Raw genomic sequence first — 18,768 nt, 5'->3', positions numbered from 1 at the left:
TCCGGCACGTCATACTGGTAAAACGGCAAACTTACAGAAGAAAAAACGATGAGTGGATTTATGTATTTGGCCATGGCAATTGTTGCAGAAGTGATCGCGACAACCATGCTGAAAGCCTCTGAGGGCTTTACCCGCCTATGGCCGTCACTGGTGGTCGTGATTGGTTACGGTGTGGCTTTCTGGGGGCTGTCAATGGTGGTGAAAACCATGCCATTGGGGATTGTTTATGCTATCTGGTCGGGCATGGGCATTGTTCTGGTGTCGATTGCGGCAGTATTTGTTTATCAACAAAAGCTGGATCTGCCTGCTGTACTTGGCATGGGATTAATTATTGCCGGGGTACTGGTGATTAATTTACTGTCAAAAACTGCCGCGCATTGATCCTTATTCCAACATAAAAATAGCCAGCGTGACATTCAGCGGCGCTGGCTGAAAATTGCAGTAATAAATAACTGAAAATAATGGATTGATTATAATCATTGCTTTTCTCTCGGCAGTGTTTCCCCTGCATTTTCACCTGCATCTGTCAGCAACATCAGCACTGTTTTCTCGCCTGCGTTTTGTGCCATTCGGCGTAGCTGAAATCGCCTGCAGGTCCTCAACCGTCCCCTCAATTCGCCCAAGGTTAACCCGCTCTCGGGCCTCGCACTGAGGGTTCGACATCTGCGCTGCCGACCAGACGGAAAAACCCGGTAACCATAATAATCACTGCACTGTTCAAATAAACGCCAAATAATTGCAGGAATATATTTTCATTATTTATATATCAGGCTAGATTAAATAGGTTTGCATCAAAGATAACAAAACGCGTCCGCAATAAAGTGATGCGAGTTATCAGCAATGGCGATTTTACACAGCGAAGTTCCGGGTTCAGGAGTGGAATAATGACAACATCTAAATGGGTGCTGGCCAGTGCCGTATTGCTTTTGGCAGCCTGCAGCAGCAAGAATGAAGAACCAGTCCAACAAGGCAACAGTGCAAGAATCAATAGCTTACAGACTAGCGCAAACTGCGCCATCGTTGGCGGCGTCACTACCGTGACCCACAACTTGAACGGCGAGGCGATCAGAATGTGTCAGATGCCGAATGGCAAACAGTGCGAAGAATCCACATTGGGCCGGGGCGCCTGCGCGAGCGCCGGCTAACGTAAAAGCGCACCAGGCCGCCGGGCAGCCTGGTGCACAGGGATCACTGCACCCAATCGCGCAGTTTATAAACCAGGGTATGGTCACCGCCGCTCAGCGTTAACTGCTGTGCGCTGAGGGTTACTTTTGCCCCGTTGCTCAGCACGTCGCCGATCATTGCGTCCCACTGGTTGAGCTGCGGATCGGTGCACAGCATGCGGGTAGAGGCCAGGCCTTGCACCGTCAATACGCCGTCTTGCAATTGGCCATTGCCGAAGAAGCGGTTACACATGGCACCGGAAACGTGCATTGTTTCACCGAACTCGATATTAGGCCCATTGCCGTGCCCTGGCGTCACCGTTATACCGTCGACACTTTGCAGCACAAAGTGATGATGCAACAGATCGCTTTCTGTCACCGTCTTACTTTTCTGATTCATTCCACACCCGGCTAACAGCAGCACCGTTAACGCCACCAAGATAGGCTTGTTCATCGGCTCTCCTTGCTAAACCCGTCATACTTGAAACTGCCTCTTTGTTGGCTGCGTCTGCTCACCCCGGTCACCTGGTTGACCAGGCTCCCGGGGATTTACAGGCTTGCCGCCTCGACGCAACGCCAATTATCCAGGGTATAAAAATCAGGCATTGAGCTGGTTAGGGCAGTTCTCGCCGCGATCCAACAGGTTCACGTTTTGTAACGTGGTTTCCGATATGCTGGTCAGCGCCTCTTCCGTCAGGAAAGCCTGATGACCGGTAAACAGCACGTTGTGGCAGGCTGACAGACGGCGGAAAATATCGTCCTGAATCACGTCATTGGATTTGTCTTCGAAGAACAAGTCACGTTCGTTCTCATACACGTCCATACCGAGAGCGCCGATTTTTTGCTGTTTCAACGCATCAATCGCTGCTGATGAATCAATCAGACCGCCACGGCTGGTGTTGATGATCATCACGCCATCTTTCATGGCTGAAAAAGCGTCGGTGTTCAGCAGGTGGTGATTTTCCGGCGTTAGCGGGCAGTGCAGGGTGATCACGTCAGACTGTGCGTACAGCGTTTTCAGATCGACGTATTCTGCACCCAATTCCAGAGCCTCATCGCTTGGGTATGGGTCATAAGCCAACAGTTTCATGCCGAACCCTTTCAGGATACGCATGGTGGCGACGCCAATTTTACCGGTGCCGATGACCCCGGCAGTGCGGTTATGCATATTGAACCCAATCAGCCCTTCGAGCGAGAAATTGGCATCACGGGTGCGTTGGTAGGCGCGGTGAATACGGCGGTTAAGGCACATCATCATCCCTACCGCATGCTCAGCAACGGCTTCGGGTGAATAGGCCGGTACGCGCACCACCTTGATGCCCAATTCTTTGGCGGCATCCAAATCCACATTGTTGAAGCCCGCACAGCGCAGCGCCAGGATTTCGACGCCTAATGCCGCCAGCTCTTCAAGGACTTCACGGCTACCGTCGTCGTTGACGAAGATGCAGATAGCTTTACAGCCGGCGGCGTTTTTGGCGGTTTTTTTACTAAGCAAGAAGTCAAAGAACTCCAGCTCGAAGCCAAACTGCTGATTCACCAGTTCGAGATATTTACGGTCATACTGTTTGGTGCTGTATATCGCCAATTTCATCGTGGTTTCTCCCGCGTGATTTTGTGATCAATTTAACAGATTTTGGTAAATTCTACAATTGGTTAGCCCATGTCGGTAACGCTAAAAAGTGGTATGGGTCATCAGGTGAAGCTGTATCAATAAAGGTAGCTGGCGACGCTGAAACAGGCAGGATATTCAGTGTGTGCAGGAGGGTAAGGGACGTTGCTGAGCAGAGGATAAAAAAAATCCCCACGGGGGAGTGGGGAATGGCTTCTCTAGTATAGTTAGCTAGCAGCTGACTTTTGTTAGAATGATTGCAAGACTATTAATGATCAAATGTAACGACAATAACAAAAGTCTGAAACAGGTCATATACATGCGGTGAATATGTAACTAAAGCTTACAGGCTCCGTATCAATGCCTGTAAAAGTGCCTGTACGGGGTATCTTCGTCGGCCTCGGCTTCACCCTATGTCAAATTCATGCCATCATTATTGCTAATTCAGGCATAGACTTACCCTAAACGGCCTTGGGTCCGGAAAAGAGTGCCTCACTCAGGAATGAAGCAATCATTTAATGACTAAGCGATTGAAAGTATTCATAGGGATTGTGGTTAGTACGTTGATCCTGCTGCTGGCGCTATGGCAAACATTGCCGCGCTGGCTACCCCGCGTGCTTTCTCACTGGTTGCCGCAAGGTAGCCAGTTGGTTTTGCAGGGCAAACTGCAGTGGCAACAAGGGGCATTGCAGTTGGATGGTGCCCGTTTTTTAGCGCAGGACTGCTTACTTGCCGCCGTCGGACCGACACGCTTGGCTTATCATCAAGGGCGTTGGCAACTGGTCAGCGACACGCTGACTATCGATACCGCCTGTTTATCAAAATTGCCTCCCGGTGACGCCAGCAGTGCGCCACTGGCGTTAGATCAATTGCAAAAGCAATTGCCGCTATTGGATATCACCATCAAGAATCTCGCAGTGACCCCATGGCAATACTATGCCGGAAAACTGCAGGTCCATTCCTCCGCAGAGGGCCAGCGTTTACAGTATCAAGGGCCAAACATCAGCGTTGACGCGTTGTTGGACCCGCATCAACAATTGACACTCAACGACCTGACATTGTCTGCACCAAACAGCCCGCAGCCGTTGCATCTAACGGGGAAAATCGCCATTCCGCTGGATTTGGACAGCATCCCGGCTCAGGGGGCCCTGCACGGTGAAATGCAGACCGGTTACCTGAAAAAGCCGTTGCTGTTGGATATGCGCTGGCAACAGCAGCAGGGTGTGCTGACGCTGACGGAAAAGGGTGAAGACAAACCTTTGGCAACATTGCCGTGGGAAATCAACCCGCAGCAGGTCAGTATTACGCAGGGTGAGTGGCACTGGCCATACAGCCAGCAGCCGCTTAACGGCGGGGTGAGCATTGCACTGCACGATTGGAGCAAAGGGTTTGATGAAACCCAGATCCGCGCTCGTTTGAACGTTATCACCGACGGTCACAATGGCAAAGGCAATGCGGTGCTGACGTTGGGGCCGGGTAAAATTGGGCTGATCGACAGCAATCTGCGCTTCCAACTGACCGGACAGGCGAATCTGGCCGACTTCTCGATGACCGCCTCGATTCCCGGCATTATCAGCGGCACTATCCTCAACCCGACGCTGGTATTACAGCCAGGGGCGTTGTTACGCCTGTGGGGGAGCGCTACGCCAGAAATGAAGCTGGAAGAGGCTCGTTTGCCGCTGGCTGGCGTAAAAGTCACTGCTGCCGGTATTACGGGGCGTTTGCAGGCCATTATTAACGCCAGTGACAGTTACTGGGGCCGTTTCAAGCTGCATCTGGATGGCAAAGCGCAGGACTTTTGGCCAGATCAGGGTAACTGGCAATGGCGCTACTGGGGCAATGGGCAATTGCCACCGTTACAAGCCGCCTGGGACGTCGCCGGCAGCGGAAGTTGGCAGGACAGTACACTGACTCTCGATCGCCTTTCTACCGGTTTTGACCAGTTGAAGTACAGCATCGTGACGGTAGATGCGCCGCGCCTGAGTCTCAGTCAGCCGCTGCGATGGCAGCGTGATGAGCAAAATCCCGCGTTCAACGGTGAGCTGCAACTGGTCTCGGGCAAGGTGAACTTCACTCAGGGTGGTTACCTGCCCGCGCCCGTGCTGTCACTGCAACTGCAGGGCAAGACGCCGGACAGTTTCCAGTTACAGGGCAAGTTGCAGGCTGAGCAAATAGGGCCCATCGCGTTACGTGGCCGCTGGGACGGTGAACGTTTACGTGGTGAAGGCTGGTGGCCTAAACAGCCGCTGAACGTGTTCCAGCCACTGATTTCGCCCGATCTGAATATCAAATTGCGCGATGGTGAGTTTTACGCCCAATCTGCATTTTCCGCCGCTCGGGAACAAGGCTTTGAGGCGGGTGGCCATTGGGTGGTGAAAAATGGCGGTATGTGGTTGAAAGACGGTGAGATGAGCGGTCTGGATTTCGTCATGTCGTACCGGCTGAAAAACCATTTGTGGCAGTTAGGCGCCAAGCGACCGGTGATGCTGCGCATCAAATCATTCAGTAACCTGTTTGAAGTGCAGAACATCACTGCCGATCTTCAAGGCGCCTATCCTTACAGCGATCAAGCCCCTCTGACGTTGAGCAATGTCGGCATGGACGCCTTGAATGGGCATATCAGCCTGTCGGCGCTGAGAATGCCGCAGCATGACGCCGCCGTATTGAAATTAGACAAGGTTGACCTCAGCGCGTTGTTTACCGCCCTGAAGCCAAAACAGTTTGCGATGTCCGGGCGGGTTGACGGTGAATTACCGCTGTATCTGAATCACCCCAAATGGTTGGTGCATAACGGTTGGATCGCCAATTCAGGCATGTTGACGCTACGGCTGGACAAAGACATGGCCGATGCGATTGGCAGCAACAATCTGGCAACCGGTGCGGCGATTGATTGGCTGCGCTATATGGAGATCAACCGCTCACAGGCCCGCGTTGATCTCGACAACCTCGGTGAGTTGACGCTGAAGGCCCGAATTGACGGCGTCAATCCGCAAAAAAGCGCCAAGCGGGAGGTTATCCTGAACTATAGCCATCAAGAAAACGTGTTTCAGCTTTGGCGCAGTTTGCGCTTTGGCGACAATTTACAGGAGTGGCTTGAGCAGGCCCTCTCAAAACCAGGGGAACAACCATGAAAATTATTAGCGGACCTTTACTGGTTGCCGTGCTGAGCACGTCTATGCTGAGCGGCTGCGTGCCGCGCATCGAGGTCGCGACACCTAAAGATCCGATCACCATCAACATGAATGTGAAGATCGAACATGAAATTCACATCAAAGTGGATAAAGACGTCGAAAATCTGCTGAAAGACCAAAGCGGTTTATTCTAGGAGCCAACATGAAAAAACGTTACTTAGGCTTGATTGGCGCCGGTTGGTTGTTCAGCAGCATGGCGATGGCACTGACACTGGATGAAGCCAAGCTGCAGGGGCGCGTAGGGGAAACGCTCAGCGGTTATATCGCACCGGTGAAGCAGGATGCCGAAACGCTGACGTTGGTGAAAAGTATCAATGCCGGGCGCACTGAGAAATACCAGCAAGTTGCGGATGGTAACCATATCGCCATCGACGATGTGGCGCGTATGGCCGGGCAGAAACTGGTGTCGCGTGCACCCGCAGGGGAGTATGTACGTGGCATTAACGGTCAATGGCTGAAGAAATAAAAAAAAGCGCGCCATCAGGCGCGCAATAAAATACAGCATTGGATTTTTATGAGGGTAATGCAGGTGTGACAGGACTTGGGGCTTTCCGTTGCGGCTTTGCAGGGGCATAACGCCCCTGCGTGGGTCATCAGGCGGCAACAACCTGTGCCAGCACAGCCTTGGCATCGGCTTGTGCTTTGGTCGCGACGTCTGGGCCGTAGGCGATGCCTTCCGCGAACACGAACTCAACGTCAGTGATACCGATAAAGCCCAGGAACAGACGCAGGTAAGGTTCTACCAGGTCAGTTGGCGTACCTTTGTGAATGCCACCGCGGCTGGTCAGGATGATGGCACGTTTACCTTTTACCAAGCCTTCAGGGCCATTTTCGGTGTAGCGGAAAGTGACGCCGGCACGGGCAATCAGGTCGAAATAGTTTTTCAACTGGGTTGGGATGTTGAAGTTGTACATCGGTGCTGCCATAACGATAGTGTCATTGGCCTGCAACTCAGCGATCAGCTCATCGGACAGCGCCAGTGCTTCGATTTGACGCGGAGTCAACGGCGCATCAGAAGGGCGCAGCGCGCCAACCAGCTCACCGTCCAGCACCGGAATCGGCTGTGCAGCCAAGTCACGCACGGTGATGGTGTCGTTGCCATGGGTATTGGCCCACTGTTCAACGAAGAAATCGGCCAGTTGGTTTGACTGAGAATAGCCCGCCAGGATGCTTGATTTGAGAACCAATACTTTGCTCATCGTTAATTCCTTACGTTATGACAGTGACATCAGGACGAAGCGTCCCTTGCATGCAGTACACTCTATTCACATTTTTTCATCAGTGATAGCGCAATATTTCGAGACCTTTGTTCGATTTTATTGAATAACCTGTTGAGACATAAACAGCGGGATTATGGGGAGAAAGCGGCTTGTGATATTCTGCGCGGCTAACGCTGAAAAATGGCTAAAACATCATTATACCGTTGCTAATGCTTGATACAGCAGCGATGAAACAAGGAATACCGAAAGTGAAATCTCCGCTCGCGGCATTGTCTGCCCAACTGGGCGAGCTGATGCTCCGTGATCAACAACGCCTGCAACGTCGCCTGCAAGGCGCACGAAAAATCAAAAATACCGATGCTCAGTTGGCGGCGGCCGTTGAAATCGAAAGTGACATAACCACCGCGCTGCGTAAAGTGCAGTCGCGTGCGGCGACATGCCCGAAAATCACCTACCCGGAAAATCTGCCGGTCAGCCAGAAAAAGCAGGATATTCTGCAGGCCATCCGCGATCATCAAGTGGTGATTGTCGCCGGTGAAACCGGCTCGGGGAAAACCACCCAGTTACCGAAGATCTGTCTGGAACTGGGGCGCGGGGTGAAGGGGTTGATTGGTCACACCCAGCCGCGGCGTTTGGCGGCACGTACCGTCGCTAACCGCATTGCCGACGAGCTGGAAACGCCGTTGGGTGGCAGTGTCGGTTATAAGGTGCGTTTTAACGATCAGGTTGGGGAAAATACCCTGGTCAAGCTGATGACCGACGGCATCCTGTTGGCAGAGATCCAACAGGATCGGCTGCTGATGCAGTACGATACGTTGATCATCGATGAGGCGCATGAACGTAGCCTGAATATCGATTTTATCCTCGGTTACTTGCGTGAATTGTTGCCTAAGCGGCCAGATCTTAAAGTTATCATTACCTCCGCCACTATCGATCCGCAGCGATTTTCGCGCCATTTTAATAATGCGCCGATTATCGAAGTCTCCGGCCGTACGTACCCGGTGGAGGTACGTTATCGTCCCGTCGTGGATGACGCCGATGATACCGATCGCGATCAACTGCAGGCGATTTTCGATGCGGTAGATGAGCTCGGCCGCGAAGGGCCGGGGGATATCCTGATCTTTATGAGCGGTGAGCGCGAAATCCGCGACACCGCCGACGCGCTGAACCGTCTGAATCTGCCACATACCGAAGTCTTGCCCCTCTATGCTCGGCTGTCGAACAGCGAACAGAACCGAGTATTTCAGTCGCACCACGGCCGGCGTATTGTGCTGGCGACCAACGTGGCAGAAACCTCACTGACCGTTCCGGGTATCAAGTACGTCATTGATCCGGGTACCGCCCGTATCAGCCGCTACAGTTTCCGCACCAAGGTGCAGCGTTTGCCGATCGAACCGGTGTCGCAAGCGTCGGCTAACCAACGTAAAGGCCGCTGTGGGCGTGTATCGGACGGTATTTGTATTCGCCTGTATGCGGAGCAAGACTTCCTGTCACGGCCTGAGTTTACCGATCCGGAGATCTTACGTACCAACCTGGCGTCGGTCATCCTGCAGATGACCTCACTCGGGTTGGGCGACATCGCCGCTTTCCCGTTCGTGGAGGCCCCGGACAAGCGTAATATTCTGGATGGCGTGCGCCTACTGGAAGAACTGGGGGCGATTAAAACAGCGGAAAACGGCCATTACCAGCTCACCCCGCAAGGGCGTCAATTGGCACAGTTACCCATTGATCCCCGGTTAGCGCGTATGGTTCTGGAGGCACAAAAAAGCGGCAGCGTGCGCGAGGTGATGATCATCACCGCGGCACTGTCTATTCAGGATCCGCGTGAACGGCCAATGGACAAACAGCAGGCGTCGGACGAAAAACATCGCCGCTTCGCTGATAAAGACTCCGACTTCCTGGCCTACGTGAATCTGTGGGACTGGCTGAAAGAGCAGCAAAAAGAACACTCCTCCAGTCAGTTCCGCCGGCTATGCCGCAATGACTTCCTGAACTACCTGCGGGTACGTGAATGGCAAGATATTTACACCCAATTGCGCCAGGTGGTGAAAGAATTGGGGCTGCCGGTGAACAGTGAGCCTTCCGATTATCGCAGCGTGCACACCGCGCTGTTGACCGGCTTGCTGTCACATATCGGTCAGAAAGATGCCGACAAACAGGAGTTCACCGGCGCCCGCAACGCACGTTTCTCGATCTTCCCTGGCTCAGGGTTGTTCAAAAAACCACCGAAATGGACCATGGTGGCCGAACTGGTGGAAACCAGCCGCCTGTGGGGAAGAATTGCCGCGCGGATTGAGCCGGAGTGGATAGAGCCGCTGGCTCAGCATTTGGTGAAGCATAGCTACAGTGAACCGCACTGGTCGAAATCCCAGGGAGCGGTCATGGCCAGTGAGAAAGTGACGCTGTTCGGCTTGCCGATTGTTGCCGCGCGCGCGGTGAACTACAGCACCATCGATCCTTTATTGTGTCGTGAGTTGTTTATCCGTCATGCGTTGGTGGAGGGCGACTGGCAAACGCGCCATGCGTTCTTTAGCGCCAACCTGAAGCTGCGAGCAGAAGTGGAAGAGCTGGAACATAAATCGCGTCGCCGTGACATTCTGGTGGATGACGAAACCCTGTTCAGTTTCTATGACCAGCGCATCCCGAATGATGTGGTGTCCGGGCGCCATTTCGACCATTGGTGGAAAAACGCCAGTAAGCAGAATGCGGATCTGCTCAGCTTTGAAAAAGAGATGCTGATCAAGGATGGCGCCAATAAGGTCAGCGCGCTGGATTATCCGAACACGTGGTACCAAGGCAATCTCAAACTGCGTCTGACATACCAGTTTGAGCCGGGTACCGACGCCGACGGCGTTACGGTGCATATTCCGTTGCCCATTTTGAACCAGGTAGAAGAAAAGGGGTTTGAATGGCAAATTCCGGGCGTTCGCCGTGAATTGGTGATTGCCTTGATTAAGTCGTTACCCAAACCCGTCCGCCGCAACTTTGTACCGGCACCCAATTACGCAGAAGCCTTCCTTGGGCGAGTGACTGCGTTGGAATTGCCGTTGCTTGATGCGTTAGAACGCGAACTCCGTCGCATGACAGGTGTGACGGTGTCACGTGATGATTGGCAATGGGATCAGGTGCCCGATCACCTTAAGATGACGTTCCGGGTGGTGGGTGAAAAACACAAAACCCTGCTCGAAGGAAAAAATCTGACGGCGCTGAAATTACAACTGAAGGACAAAGTGCAAGAGACGCTATCTGCGGTGGCGGACGACGGGTTGGAACAAAGCAATCTGCACATTTGGAGCTTTGGTACATTGCCGGCGTTTTATGAGCAGAAACGCGGCGGCTATTCGATGAAAGCCTATCCCGCGCTGGTGGACGAAAAAGACAGCGTAGCGATCCGCCTGTTCGACAGCGAACAAGAGCAACAGCAAGCAATGTGGCAGGGTACTCGCCGCTTACTGTTACTGAATATTCCTTCACCAATCAAATATCTGCATGAAAAACTGCCTAACAAAGCCAAGTTGGGGTTGTACTTCAACCCCTACGGCAAAGTGTTGGATCTGATCGACGACTGCATTTCGTGTGGCATCGACAAACTGATCGCAGAACATGGCGGGCCAGTGTGGCAGGAGGAAAACTTTGCCCGCCTGCAGGAATTGGTGCGTGGCGAGCTGAACGAAACCGTGGTTGGGGTCGCTAAGCAGGTTGAGCAAATCCTGACGGCGGTGTTTAACATCAACAAAAGGTTGAAAGGCCGGGTGGATATATCGTTGGCACTGGCGCTGTCGGATATTAAAGCTCAGCTCGGTGGCTTGGTGTATCGCGGTTTTGTGACCAACAACGGCTGGAAGCGTTTGCCGGATACGCTGCGTTATCTGCAGGCGATTGAGCGTCGCCTGGAGAAGTTGGCTGTCGATCCACACCGCGATCGTGCACAGATGCTGCGGGTGGAACAGGTACAGCAGGCCTGGCAACAGTGGCTGAACAAGCTGCCGCCGAAGCGACAGCAGGATGATGAGGTGAAAGAGGTACGCTGGATGATTGAAGAGCTGCGCGTGAGCTTGTTCGCTCAACAGCTGGGGACACCTTACCCCATCTCTGACAAACGTATTCTGCAGACTATGGAGCAGCTTTCTGGTTAAGCGACGCTAACAGGCAGCCTGCACAGCTCAGACACAGCAGGCTGCACACCAGCAGTGTCGCTGCCAGGTCTTGCCCAAGGGCAGCCAGAGAGAGCCCGGCACCAATCAGCAGGTAGTAGAGCAGGCCAAAAATTGCGCCGGCGGTGCCCAATTGCTGTCGGTAGTTATTCAGCGCCTGGCTCAATACGTTGGGGATCGCCAACCCGAAAGCCAGGGTGATCAACATGCTGGGTAGCAGCATCATCAGGCTGTCTTGCCAGTAACATAAAGCCAGTGCGGCGCCGAATGCTAACAGACTGCCCATCAGGATCTGACGTTCAGCGCCGATGCCCTTGGCTAACAGATGACGGTTCACCAGCGCCCCGAGCAGGCTGCCCAGTGCCAGAACAATGCCCGAGTAACCAAACTGCTGGCTGCTCAGCCCCAATCGTTCGAACATAAAGGGGGCCAGGCTGAAGTAGCTGAACACCATGACATTGAAGCCCGCCACTAATAACGCACAAGACCAGATATGTCGGTCCCGCAGGATAATCCAGCCGCTGCTTGCCGAAGAAACCGTCGAGGAGTCTGCCGACTGTGTTTCCGGCAGTGCGGCCCAACACCAAATCAACAGCACCAGAGCCAGCACCCATTGAGCGGCGAATATCGCCATACTGCCACCCCAGTTGACCAATATTCCCCCCGCCAACATGCCCAACACCGGACTGACAGAGAGGGCAATACCGAGGGTGGCAAAGATTTTCCCCAGAGCATGCCCCTGGTAAACATCTCGCAACATGGTTTGCGTTACGATGGAACCGACTGCTGCACCAAACGCGATGGTGGCACGGGCGGCCAATAGCAGCGTGAAATCGTTGCTCAACAGCGCTATAACGGCACCGCCAAGATAGAACGACAGCCCTGCAAGCATTGTCATTCTGCGGCCGAGCCGATCGCACATCACCCCCCAGAAGGCAACGCCTAAGGCAAAAGCAAAGAAATAGATCGACAGCGTCTGGCTGGCCTGAGCAGCGCTGACGTTGAAATCGGCACGGATTGCCGTGAGTGCCGGACTATAGAGTGTTTCGAGCACTTGTGGAGCCATTATGGCGGCAACCATTAATGGTAATGGTAAGCGTGACATGGAGATAAACCTTTACGAGTGAATAATCGCGCCAGTATAGGGAAAGGCTACATGCTCGATTACAATCATAAGGACAAAAAACAACGAAAAAGAGACAATTCGATGGCATTCATTACCCAGCAGGATGTGTTTGACCCTGATATTCTGCCGGCCCCGTTGCTGGGGATTGCAGCGGAATTGGCCAAACATGATTCTGAAGAGCATGAACATCGACGTGCGCAGTTGCTGTATGCCGCACGTGGATGCATGACGGTGACGCTGGCCGACCGTTGGCTGATTTTGCCGCCAATGCGTTGCTTGTGGATCCCCGGTGGTATCCGGCATCGGGTTCAACTGCACGGACAGGTAGCCTATCGCTCGATCTATCTGGAGCCTGCGTTAGCGCCCAACATGTCGCATGAGTGTGCAATACTGGCGGCCAATCCTTTGCTGGCCGCGGTGATTGAGCGTATCGCTTACTGGCCACTCAACCAGGTTATTGAATGCCCGTCAGCACGAGATCTGGTGCCGGTACTGGTTAACGAACTGCATATGGCGCGACTTGAGAGTACCGGCCTGATACTGCCATGCGACTCTCGTCTGGCCCTTTGGCTGGAGGATCTCGATAGGCACGATGAATTACCGGGGTTGAGTGTATTGGCACAGCAACTGAATTTGCACGCCAAAACGCTAACGCGTATTTTCCAGCGCGAGACTGGGCTGAGTTATCAACAATGGAGTCAGCAATGGCGGTTGATGCGGGCGATAGCGCTGTTGGCGGAAATGCCGTCGGTCAGTTCAGTGGCGCAGCGTTTGGGTTTTTCCAGCGACAGTGCCTTTATCGCTTTCTTCCGCCAGTTTACCGGCACGACACCCAAGCGGTTTATGAAAGGAGACGAAAGAGAAACAACCGGCGCGGAGACCCACGCCGGAGGGGAATAGCTTACTTTCCGGCTGCCAATGCGTCGAGCGCATCACGAATGCCGGTGACGGCCAGCGCTCGGTTATCGGCACGGTAACGATCTTTAGCCGCCGGTGCGGAGCTTTGAATGGCGATCAACGACCACCCATCGGCCGTTTTCAGCAGTAACGGAGAGCCGCTATCGCCAGGGAGTGTATCGCACTGATGCGACAGAACACCTTGCTGGGCCCAACCTGTCACTTTACAGTTTTGGTGACTATAAAGGTCGTCCAAATGATCTTCCGGATACCCCGCCTGAGTAATTAAGCGTTTGGCTTGTTTCATCGCTTGGGTCAGCGCCTTGCTGTCGCCTTGCCACAGTGGCAGCGGTTTAATCGGCAAGGTATTTTTATCCTTCAAGCGAATCAGCGCAAAATCATAAGCTGCCGCCGCGGGGGGAACAATCCAGCCATCACCGTCAGGTTTGAGCTTTTTGCCCAGCTTGCGGTCAACTAACGTTTCAATATTGCTCGTTTGGTATTTCCACGTTTTATTACCGGCAACAAAACGCAGCGCGATAGCTTTGTCCAGTTGGCCCGGAGGTGCCAGTACACAATGACCGGCAGTAAGTGCCAAATGAGGGGAAATAAGCGTGGCGGTGCACAGGTTACCGCTGGCGGTTTCCACTTGCCCAATCGCCTGCCACGGCCAACCGTCGTTTTCAGTGACCTTAACGCGTTCATCTTTGCCAAAAAATAGGCGGGTTTGCTCAGCAGCCGACGCGTCGGATGGGCTATCAGCCCGAGCTGAGAGGGAAAGTGCGAGCGGAAATGAGCACAGCAACAGCAAAACGGTTATGCGCATAAGTTTCTTGCCTGGAAAATACGGGTCATCCATAAACACACTGAATGGTAACTATAGACTGATTTCGTTGCCGTGTGGATGGGCAGTGATTGATTTTTCAATAATTTCTAATCCAGAAAGGCTGTGCAGCTACAGATAAAAAAAGGCGGCGATCAGTCCGCAGAGGATCAGAGTGGCCAAAATAATTTCAAATAAGTAGCGACGCAGCATGATGAGAACCCCCGATGAAAAAACACCCGGCGAACCGGGTGTTGGAAAACTCAAGCCTGGACTGGTGAGGGGAGCCTCACATCAGATTGCTGTTACGCAGCTTTTTTATGGCTGGATTTTTTGTGGTGTTTTTTGGCAGCCTGTGCTTTCTGAGCAGGGGCTTTTTTGGCTGTGGCTTTGTGGTGCTTTTTAGCCGCCTGTGCTTTTTGTACCGGTGCTTTCTTCGCGTGATGTTTTTTCACGTGAGTTGTTTTGGCCGGTGCAGCCATGGTGGTGGTAGCGGTCGTGGTGGTGGCAGCGTCAGCAGCGAAAGCAACAGAAGACAGACCCATTGCAGCGGCAACAACCAGAGCTAATACTTTTTTCATTGTTGATTCCTCAAGTTACTCATCATGTATCAAGCCCACTGCGGGGCCGGTGTTAAGATAGTAGGCAAACAGCGTAATGCTTTCCGTGAGTGATTGGTTTCGGCGTGTAACCTAATGTACATCGTGGTTTTTGGGGCCCGGATGGCGGGGCGAATATCAACCGGCGTATGCGCTGTCTGGCGCGAATGGCGATGATAAATGAGCGGATATACACCTTTGCGGCGGTTATCACTTAATCTTATTTTAGTTACAACATACATTAAGTGAGTAGCCAAACTCCACTCTGTAACCAAGGTGTCGCAAGTAGGGACAGTGCGTTATGACGCAATGACGGTCAAACAGGGGAAAAAAGGCACGGGGTTAGCCGTGCCTGGGGAATGCATTACAGGTAGCGGCTTTCCAGATGCTTACGGAAGTAGCTTGGATTCAAGGGTTCACCGGTTGCATTGGTGATCAGTGTATCGGTAGGGAAGCGGCTGCCGTGACGCCAAATATTATGCTTCAGCCACTGGAACAGTGGGGTCAGGTTGCCTTCGGCGATATCATTGTTCAGTGTAGGTAGCGCTTTGCCGATGGTCTGGAAAAGCTGCGCTGCATACATGGCACCGAGAGTGTAAGTCGGGAAGTAACCGAAGGCACCGTCGGTCCAGTGGATATCTTGCATACAACCATTCCGATAATTACCGACAGTATCCAAACCAAGGTAGCGGTGCATTTTTTCGCCCCACAGCGCTGGAATGTCTTCCACTTCAATGTCGCCTTCGACCAAGGCTTTCTCGATCTCATAACGCAGGATCACGTGGGCCGGGTAGCTCACCTCATCAGCGTCTACACGAATCAGACCGGGTTTCACGCGTTGGTTGAGGCGGATGAAGTTATTTTCTTCCAGTGCCGGTTGCTCACCGAATTGTTTGATGATCAGTGGACGCAGAATCTTGAGAAAGTCGCTACTGCGAGCCAATTGCATTTCAAACAACAAACTCTGCGATTCATGAATAGCGGTAGAACGCGCTTGTGCTACGGGCTGACCCAGCCATTCACGCGGCAGATTTTGCTCATAACGGGCATGGCCAGTCTCATGCACAATACCGAGCAGGGCCGTCAGAAATTCTTTGTCGTTGTAGCGAGTGGTAATGCGCACATCTTCCGGAACGCCGCCGCAGAATGGGTGTGCACTGACGTCCACGCGGCCACCATCAAAGTTAAAGCCGAGCAGTTTCATCACGCTCAAACTCAGTTGGCGTTGGGTATCGACATTAAACGGGCCTTGCGGAATAAGGCAGGGTTCCTGAGCCTGTTTGGCCACCACTTTTTGCAGCAGGTCAGGCAACCAGGTTTTCAGATCGCCAAAGATGCGGTCAATATCGCTGCTGCGCATACCCGGCTCGTACAGGTTCAGCAAGGCGTCATAACGGCTGGAACCTGCCGCTTCAGCACGGATCTGTGCTTCCTGGCGGCTCAGTTTGACCACTTCACGCAGGTTTTCTGAAAAGCCGTCCCAATCATTGGCCGGACGTTGGGCGCGCCAGGCGTGTTCACAGCGTGCACCCGCCAGCGATTTGGCTTCAACCAATGACTCAGGCACCAGCACTGCGTTGTCATATTGGCGGCGCATTTCCAACAGATTGGCCTGATCGATGTCATCAAGTGTTTCTTGTTGGGCACGTTCAAACAGGCGACCGGTTTTTTCTGCCGTCAAAATTTGATGTTGCAAGACACTCAGTTCCGCCAGTGCTTCTGAGCGCGCTTTACTGCCGCCCGATGGCATCATGGTTTGCATGTCCCAACCGGCAATGGCTGACAGGTGACCGAAACGCGACAACCGGGTGAAAAGGGCGCGTAGCTCGTCATATGAAGGTGAAGGGGTATGTGCAGATGTCATCGTTTAGCTCCATATTATTGTAATCCGGAGAACCCTCCAGGCCTTTCAAGCAATTGCGTAGGCAGGGTTACACCGGGTCTGCTTTTAAATTGAAATTGGGTTTGACCGGCCAACAGAAGCGGAAGCAAGCACCGCCGAGAGAACTGGCATCGACGTAAACCTGGCCCTGATAGGCGACAGCAATAGAGTGGACAATGGCCAGCCCCAGCCCACAGCCACCCGTGGCGCGATCACGGCTTGGATCCAGACGGACAAAGGGTTCGAATACCCGCTCTCGTTCTTCCGGCGGAATGCCAGGCCCGTCGTCTTCTACCTGGAGACAGGCGTTGTCACCATCAAACCACAAGCCGATACGCAGGCGTTGTTCGGAATAGCGCAGCGCATTGTTTACCAGATTATCCAGCACCCGCTCCATCAACCGCAAATCAACGCCACCAAAATCACCGGTATGGGGGATATCCAGCTCTATTTCACGTTCAGGGTGGATTAGGCGCAGATCGTCAGCCTTATCTTCCAGCCACTTGGGTAAATCGAGCGGTTCAATATTGAGTCCGACCTGCGGACGGTCAAGCCGTGCATAGGTGAGCAGCTCGTCGATCAGCGACTCCAACTGGCCGATGTCGCGGTTCAGGGCTTGCTGTTCGCTATCTGACAGGTTTTCACTCATTGCCAGTCGGTAGCGCAGACGAACCAGCGGTGTGCGCAATTCATGAGCGATACCGTCGATCAACTGCTTCTTGCTGGCGATCAGGGTATTGACGTTATCCGCCATCTGGTTAAACGCCACCCCCAGCCGGTTCAGACTGGACGTTGGGTCAAAATGGGTGCGCTCGTCAAGATGCCCGGCGCCGAGTCGCTGAGCCGCGTTTTCAAGCTTGAGCAAATCTTGCCAGTGCGGTCGCATCCACAGGAAAACCGGTAACGCCAGCGACATGCCTATAAACACCAGCAGTGCCAAATCCAGCAGCCGCATCTGATGCAGATAGAACAAATAGGGTATGGGACCGACAACCAGCACGTAGTGGCTACGCGGAATGCGTTGCATAAACGTGTATTGATCGTCGAGGGCGATGATCTCCCCAAGGCGAAGCCGTTTCTTCAGATCCTCACTCAGATCCTGTTTACCGAGGGGTTCGATGTGTAGCTTGAACGACAGATTTAAGTCCAGCGTCGCAATGGTTTTATTCCAGTCTTTCAGTGGAATTTCCCGCAGCTCACTGCGCATCAGGTATAGGGAGCTCTTCATCAAATCGTCCATCGACTGGCGACCGGCGCGTTCGGCGGTGACTTTGTACACCAGCCCAACCAGCATTGCCATCACCAGGAAGCACACGAAAAGCAAGAGGAAGAATTGGACAAAGAGCTTTCTCATTGCTGCACGAACTCCCAGGCGTTCGGAGCGAACAGGTAGCCTTTGTTGCGCACGGTTTTTACGCGGAATGGCTCAAGGGTATTGTCATAGAGTTTGCGACGCAGGCGCGAAATGGCCACGTCTATACTGCGATCAAGGCCGTCGTAGCTCACGCCGCGCAGGTTCTGCAACAAGGCTTCACGATCCATGATTTGACCTGCGTGAGTGGCTAATTCCCACAGCAGATCAAAATCTGAGGTGGAAAGGGTGATGGTCTCTTCGCCCAGCGTCACTTGACGGTTGACCGGGTCGATGCACAACAGCCCAAAGTGCAACGCATTGTGCTGAGTGATCGGCTGGCTCGACTCTTCCTTGGGTTGATTACTGTGCTGACGCAGGTGCAGTCGCAGCCGTGCCAGTAACACCGCAGGCGGTGTGGTCTTCAAGATGTAATCATTGGCGCCCATTTCCAGGGAGAAGATATGGTTCATGTCGCTGTCGAGTGAGGTAAGCAGGACGATCGGGCCAGGGAAGGTCGGACGCAGATCGCGACACAGCGTCATGCCGTCCTTACCAGGCAACATAATGTCGAGTAGGACCAGATCCGGCTGCTCCAGCTCGATGCGTGCCTGCGCACTGTCGCCACGCGGCTCAATCAACACTTCAATGTCGTGTTTGCCCAGATAGGCGGCAATCAGCTTGCCGACTTCAGGATCGTCTTCTACAAAAACAATTTTATGCATATTCAGCGGTTTTATCAGAATAACGGCG

At 53.3% G+C, this 18,768-nt stretch carries 16 protein-coding genes; 7 read left to right on the top strand and 9 right to left on the bottom strand.

Annotation, left to right across the window (positions count from 1 at the left end; all coding sequences use genetic code 11):
- The first annotated feature begins 48 nt into the window (after positions 1-48).
- Positions 49-381: an SMR family transporter gene (locus JOE25_RS07360; RefSeq protein WP_209633715.1), complete on the top strand. Its 333-nt coding sequence runs from the start codon at positions 49-51 to the stop codon at positions 379-381.
- Between the two features lie 503 nt (positions 382-884).
- Positions 885-1,145, top strand: coding sequence for a DUF333 domain-containing protein (locus tag JOE25_RS07355; protein ID WP_209633713.1), 261 nt, complete (start codon positions 885-887; stop codon positions 1,143-1,145).
- Between the two features lie 43 nt (positions 1,146-1,188).
- On the opposite strand, the gene hslJ is transcribed toward JOE25_RS07355, so the two are convergent.
- Positions 1,189-1,617 carry a heat shock protein HslJ gene (hslJ, locus tag JOE25_RS07350; RefSeq protein ID WP_209633711.1) on the bottom strand — a complete coding sequence of 143 codons (429 nt, stop codon included), beginning with the start codon at positions 1,615-1,617 and terminating at the stop codon, positions 1,189-1,191.
- Between the two features lie 144 nt (positions 1,618-1,761).
- Positions 1,762-2,754 carry a 2-hydroxyacid dehydrogenase gene (locus JOE25_RS07345; protein WP_209633709.1) on the bottom strand — a complete coding sequence of 331 codons (993 nt, stop codon included), beginning with the start codon at positions 2,752-2,754 and terminating at the stop codon, positions 1,762-1,764.
- Positions 2,755-3,290: 536 nt separating this feature from the next.
- Here JOE25_RS07345 and JOE25_RS07340 point away from each other — a divergent pair.
- Genes JOE25_RS07340 through JOE25_RS07330 form a run of 3 tightly spaced genes read left to right on the top strand, consistent with a single transcriptional unit; the run spans position 3,291 to position 6,429 of the window.
- The gene (locus JOE25_RS07340) at positions 3,291-5,903 is read left to right on the top strand and encodes a YdbH family protein (RefSeq protein ID WP_209633707.1); all 2,613 of its coding nucleotides are present in this window, start codon (positions 3,291-3,293) and stop codon (positions 5,901-5,903) included.
- Positions 5,900-6,097, top strand: a complete 198-nt coding sequence (locus tag JOE25_RS07335; protein ID WP_209633704.1) for a YnbE family lipoprotein — start codon at positions 5,900-5,902, stop codon at positions 6,095-6,097. The genes JOE25_RS07340 and JOE25_RS07335 overlap by 4 nt, the downstream gene beginning before the upstream one ends.
- Positions 6,098-6,105: 8 nt before the next feature.
- A complete protein-coding gene (locus JOE25_RS07330; RefSeq protein WP_209633702.1) occupies positions 6,106-6,429 on the top strand; it encodes a YdbL family protein in 324 nt (107 codons plus the stop codon).
- A 127-nt stretch (positions 6,430-6,556) separates the two neighbouring features.
- Here JOE25_RS07330 and azoR read toward each other — a convergent pair whose 3' ends face one another.
- The gene (gene azoR / locus JOE25_RS07325) at positions 6,557-7,162 is read right to left on the bottom strand and encodes an FMN-dependent NADH-azoreductase (protein WP_037415646.1); all 606 of its coding nucleotides are present in this window, start codon (positions 7,160-7,162) and stop codon (positions 6,557-6,559) included.
- Between the two features lie 269 nt (positions 7,163-7,431).
- On the opposite strand from azoR, the gene hrpA reads away from it, so the two are divergent.
- Positions 7,432-11,319, top strand: coding sequence for an ATP-dependent RNA helicase HrpA (gene hrpA, locus JOE25_RS07320; protein WP_209633700.1), 3,888 nt, complete (start codon positions 7,432-7,434; stop codon positions 11,317-11,319).
- Here the strand turns inward: hrpA and JOE25_RS07315 are convergent.
- Positions 11,297-12,403, bottom strand: coding sequence for an MFS transporter (locus tag JOE25_RS07315; RefSeq protein WP_245209710.1), 1,107 nt, complete (start codon positions 12,401-12,403; stop codon positions 11,297-11,299). The two genes, hrpA and JOE25_RS07315, sit on opposite strands and share 23 nt — an antisense overlap.
- Positions 12,404-12,544: 141 nt before the next feature.
- On the opposite strand from JOE25_RS07315, the gene JOE25_RS07310 reads away from it, so the two are divergent.
- Positions 12,545-13,363: a helix-turn-helix transcriptional regulator gene (locus JOE25_RS07310; protein ID WP_209633696.1), complete on the top strand. Its 819-nt coding sequence runs from the start codon at positions 12,545-12,547 to the stop codon at positions 13,361-13,363.
- Position 13,364: 1 nt separating this feature from the next.
- Here JOE25_RS07310 and JOE25_RS07305 read toward each other — a convergent pair whose 3' ends face one another.
- From JOE25_RS07305 to rstA, 5 genes are all read right to left on the bottom strand, one after another.
- Complete coding sequence (locus JOE25_RS07305) at positions 13,365-14,186, bottom strand: serine protease (RefSeq protein ID WP_209633694.1); 822 nt, start codon at positions 14,184-14,186, stop codon at positions 13,365-13,367.
- Positions 14,187-14,488: 302 nt separating this feature from the next.
- Complete coding sequence (gene asr / locus JOE25_RS07300) at positions 14,489-14,764, bottom strand: acid resistance repetitive basic protein Asr (RefSeq protein WP_209633692.1); 276 nt, start codon at positions 14,762-14,764, stop codon at positions 14,489-14,491.
- Positions 14,765-15,146: 382 nt separating this feature from the next.
- A complete protein-coding gene (locus JOE25_RS07295) occupies positions 15,147-16,646 on the bottom strand; it encodes a carboxypeptidase M32 (protein ID WP_209633690.1) in 1,500 nt (499 codons plus the stop codon).
- A 67-nt stretch (positions 16,647-16,713) separates the two neighbouring features.
- A complete protein-coding gene (gene rstB, locus JOE25_RS07290) occupies positions 16,714-18,018 on the bottom strand; it encodes a two-component system sensor histidine kinase RstB (RefSeq protein WP_209633689.1) in 1,305 nt (434 codons plus the stop codon).
- Entirely contained in the window at positions 18,015-18,740 is a 726-nt protein-coding gene (gene rstA, locus JOE25_RS07285; RefSeq protein ID WP_209634217.1) for a two-component system response regulator RstA, read from the bottom strand. Before rstA ends, rstB begins: the two co-directional genes overlap by 4 nt.
- Positions 18,741-18,768 lie beyond the last annotated feature (28 nt).

This window comes from Serratia sp. PL17 (genome assembly GCF_017832355.1).
Classification (GTDB): Bacteria; Pseudomonadota; Gammaproteobacteria; order Enterobacterales; family Enterobacteriaceae; genus Serratia.
This window is presented reverse-complemented; position numbering and strand designations above follow the sequence as displayed.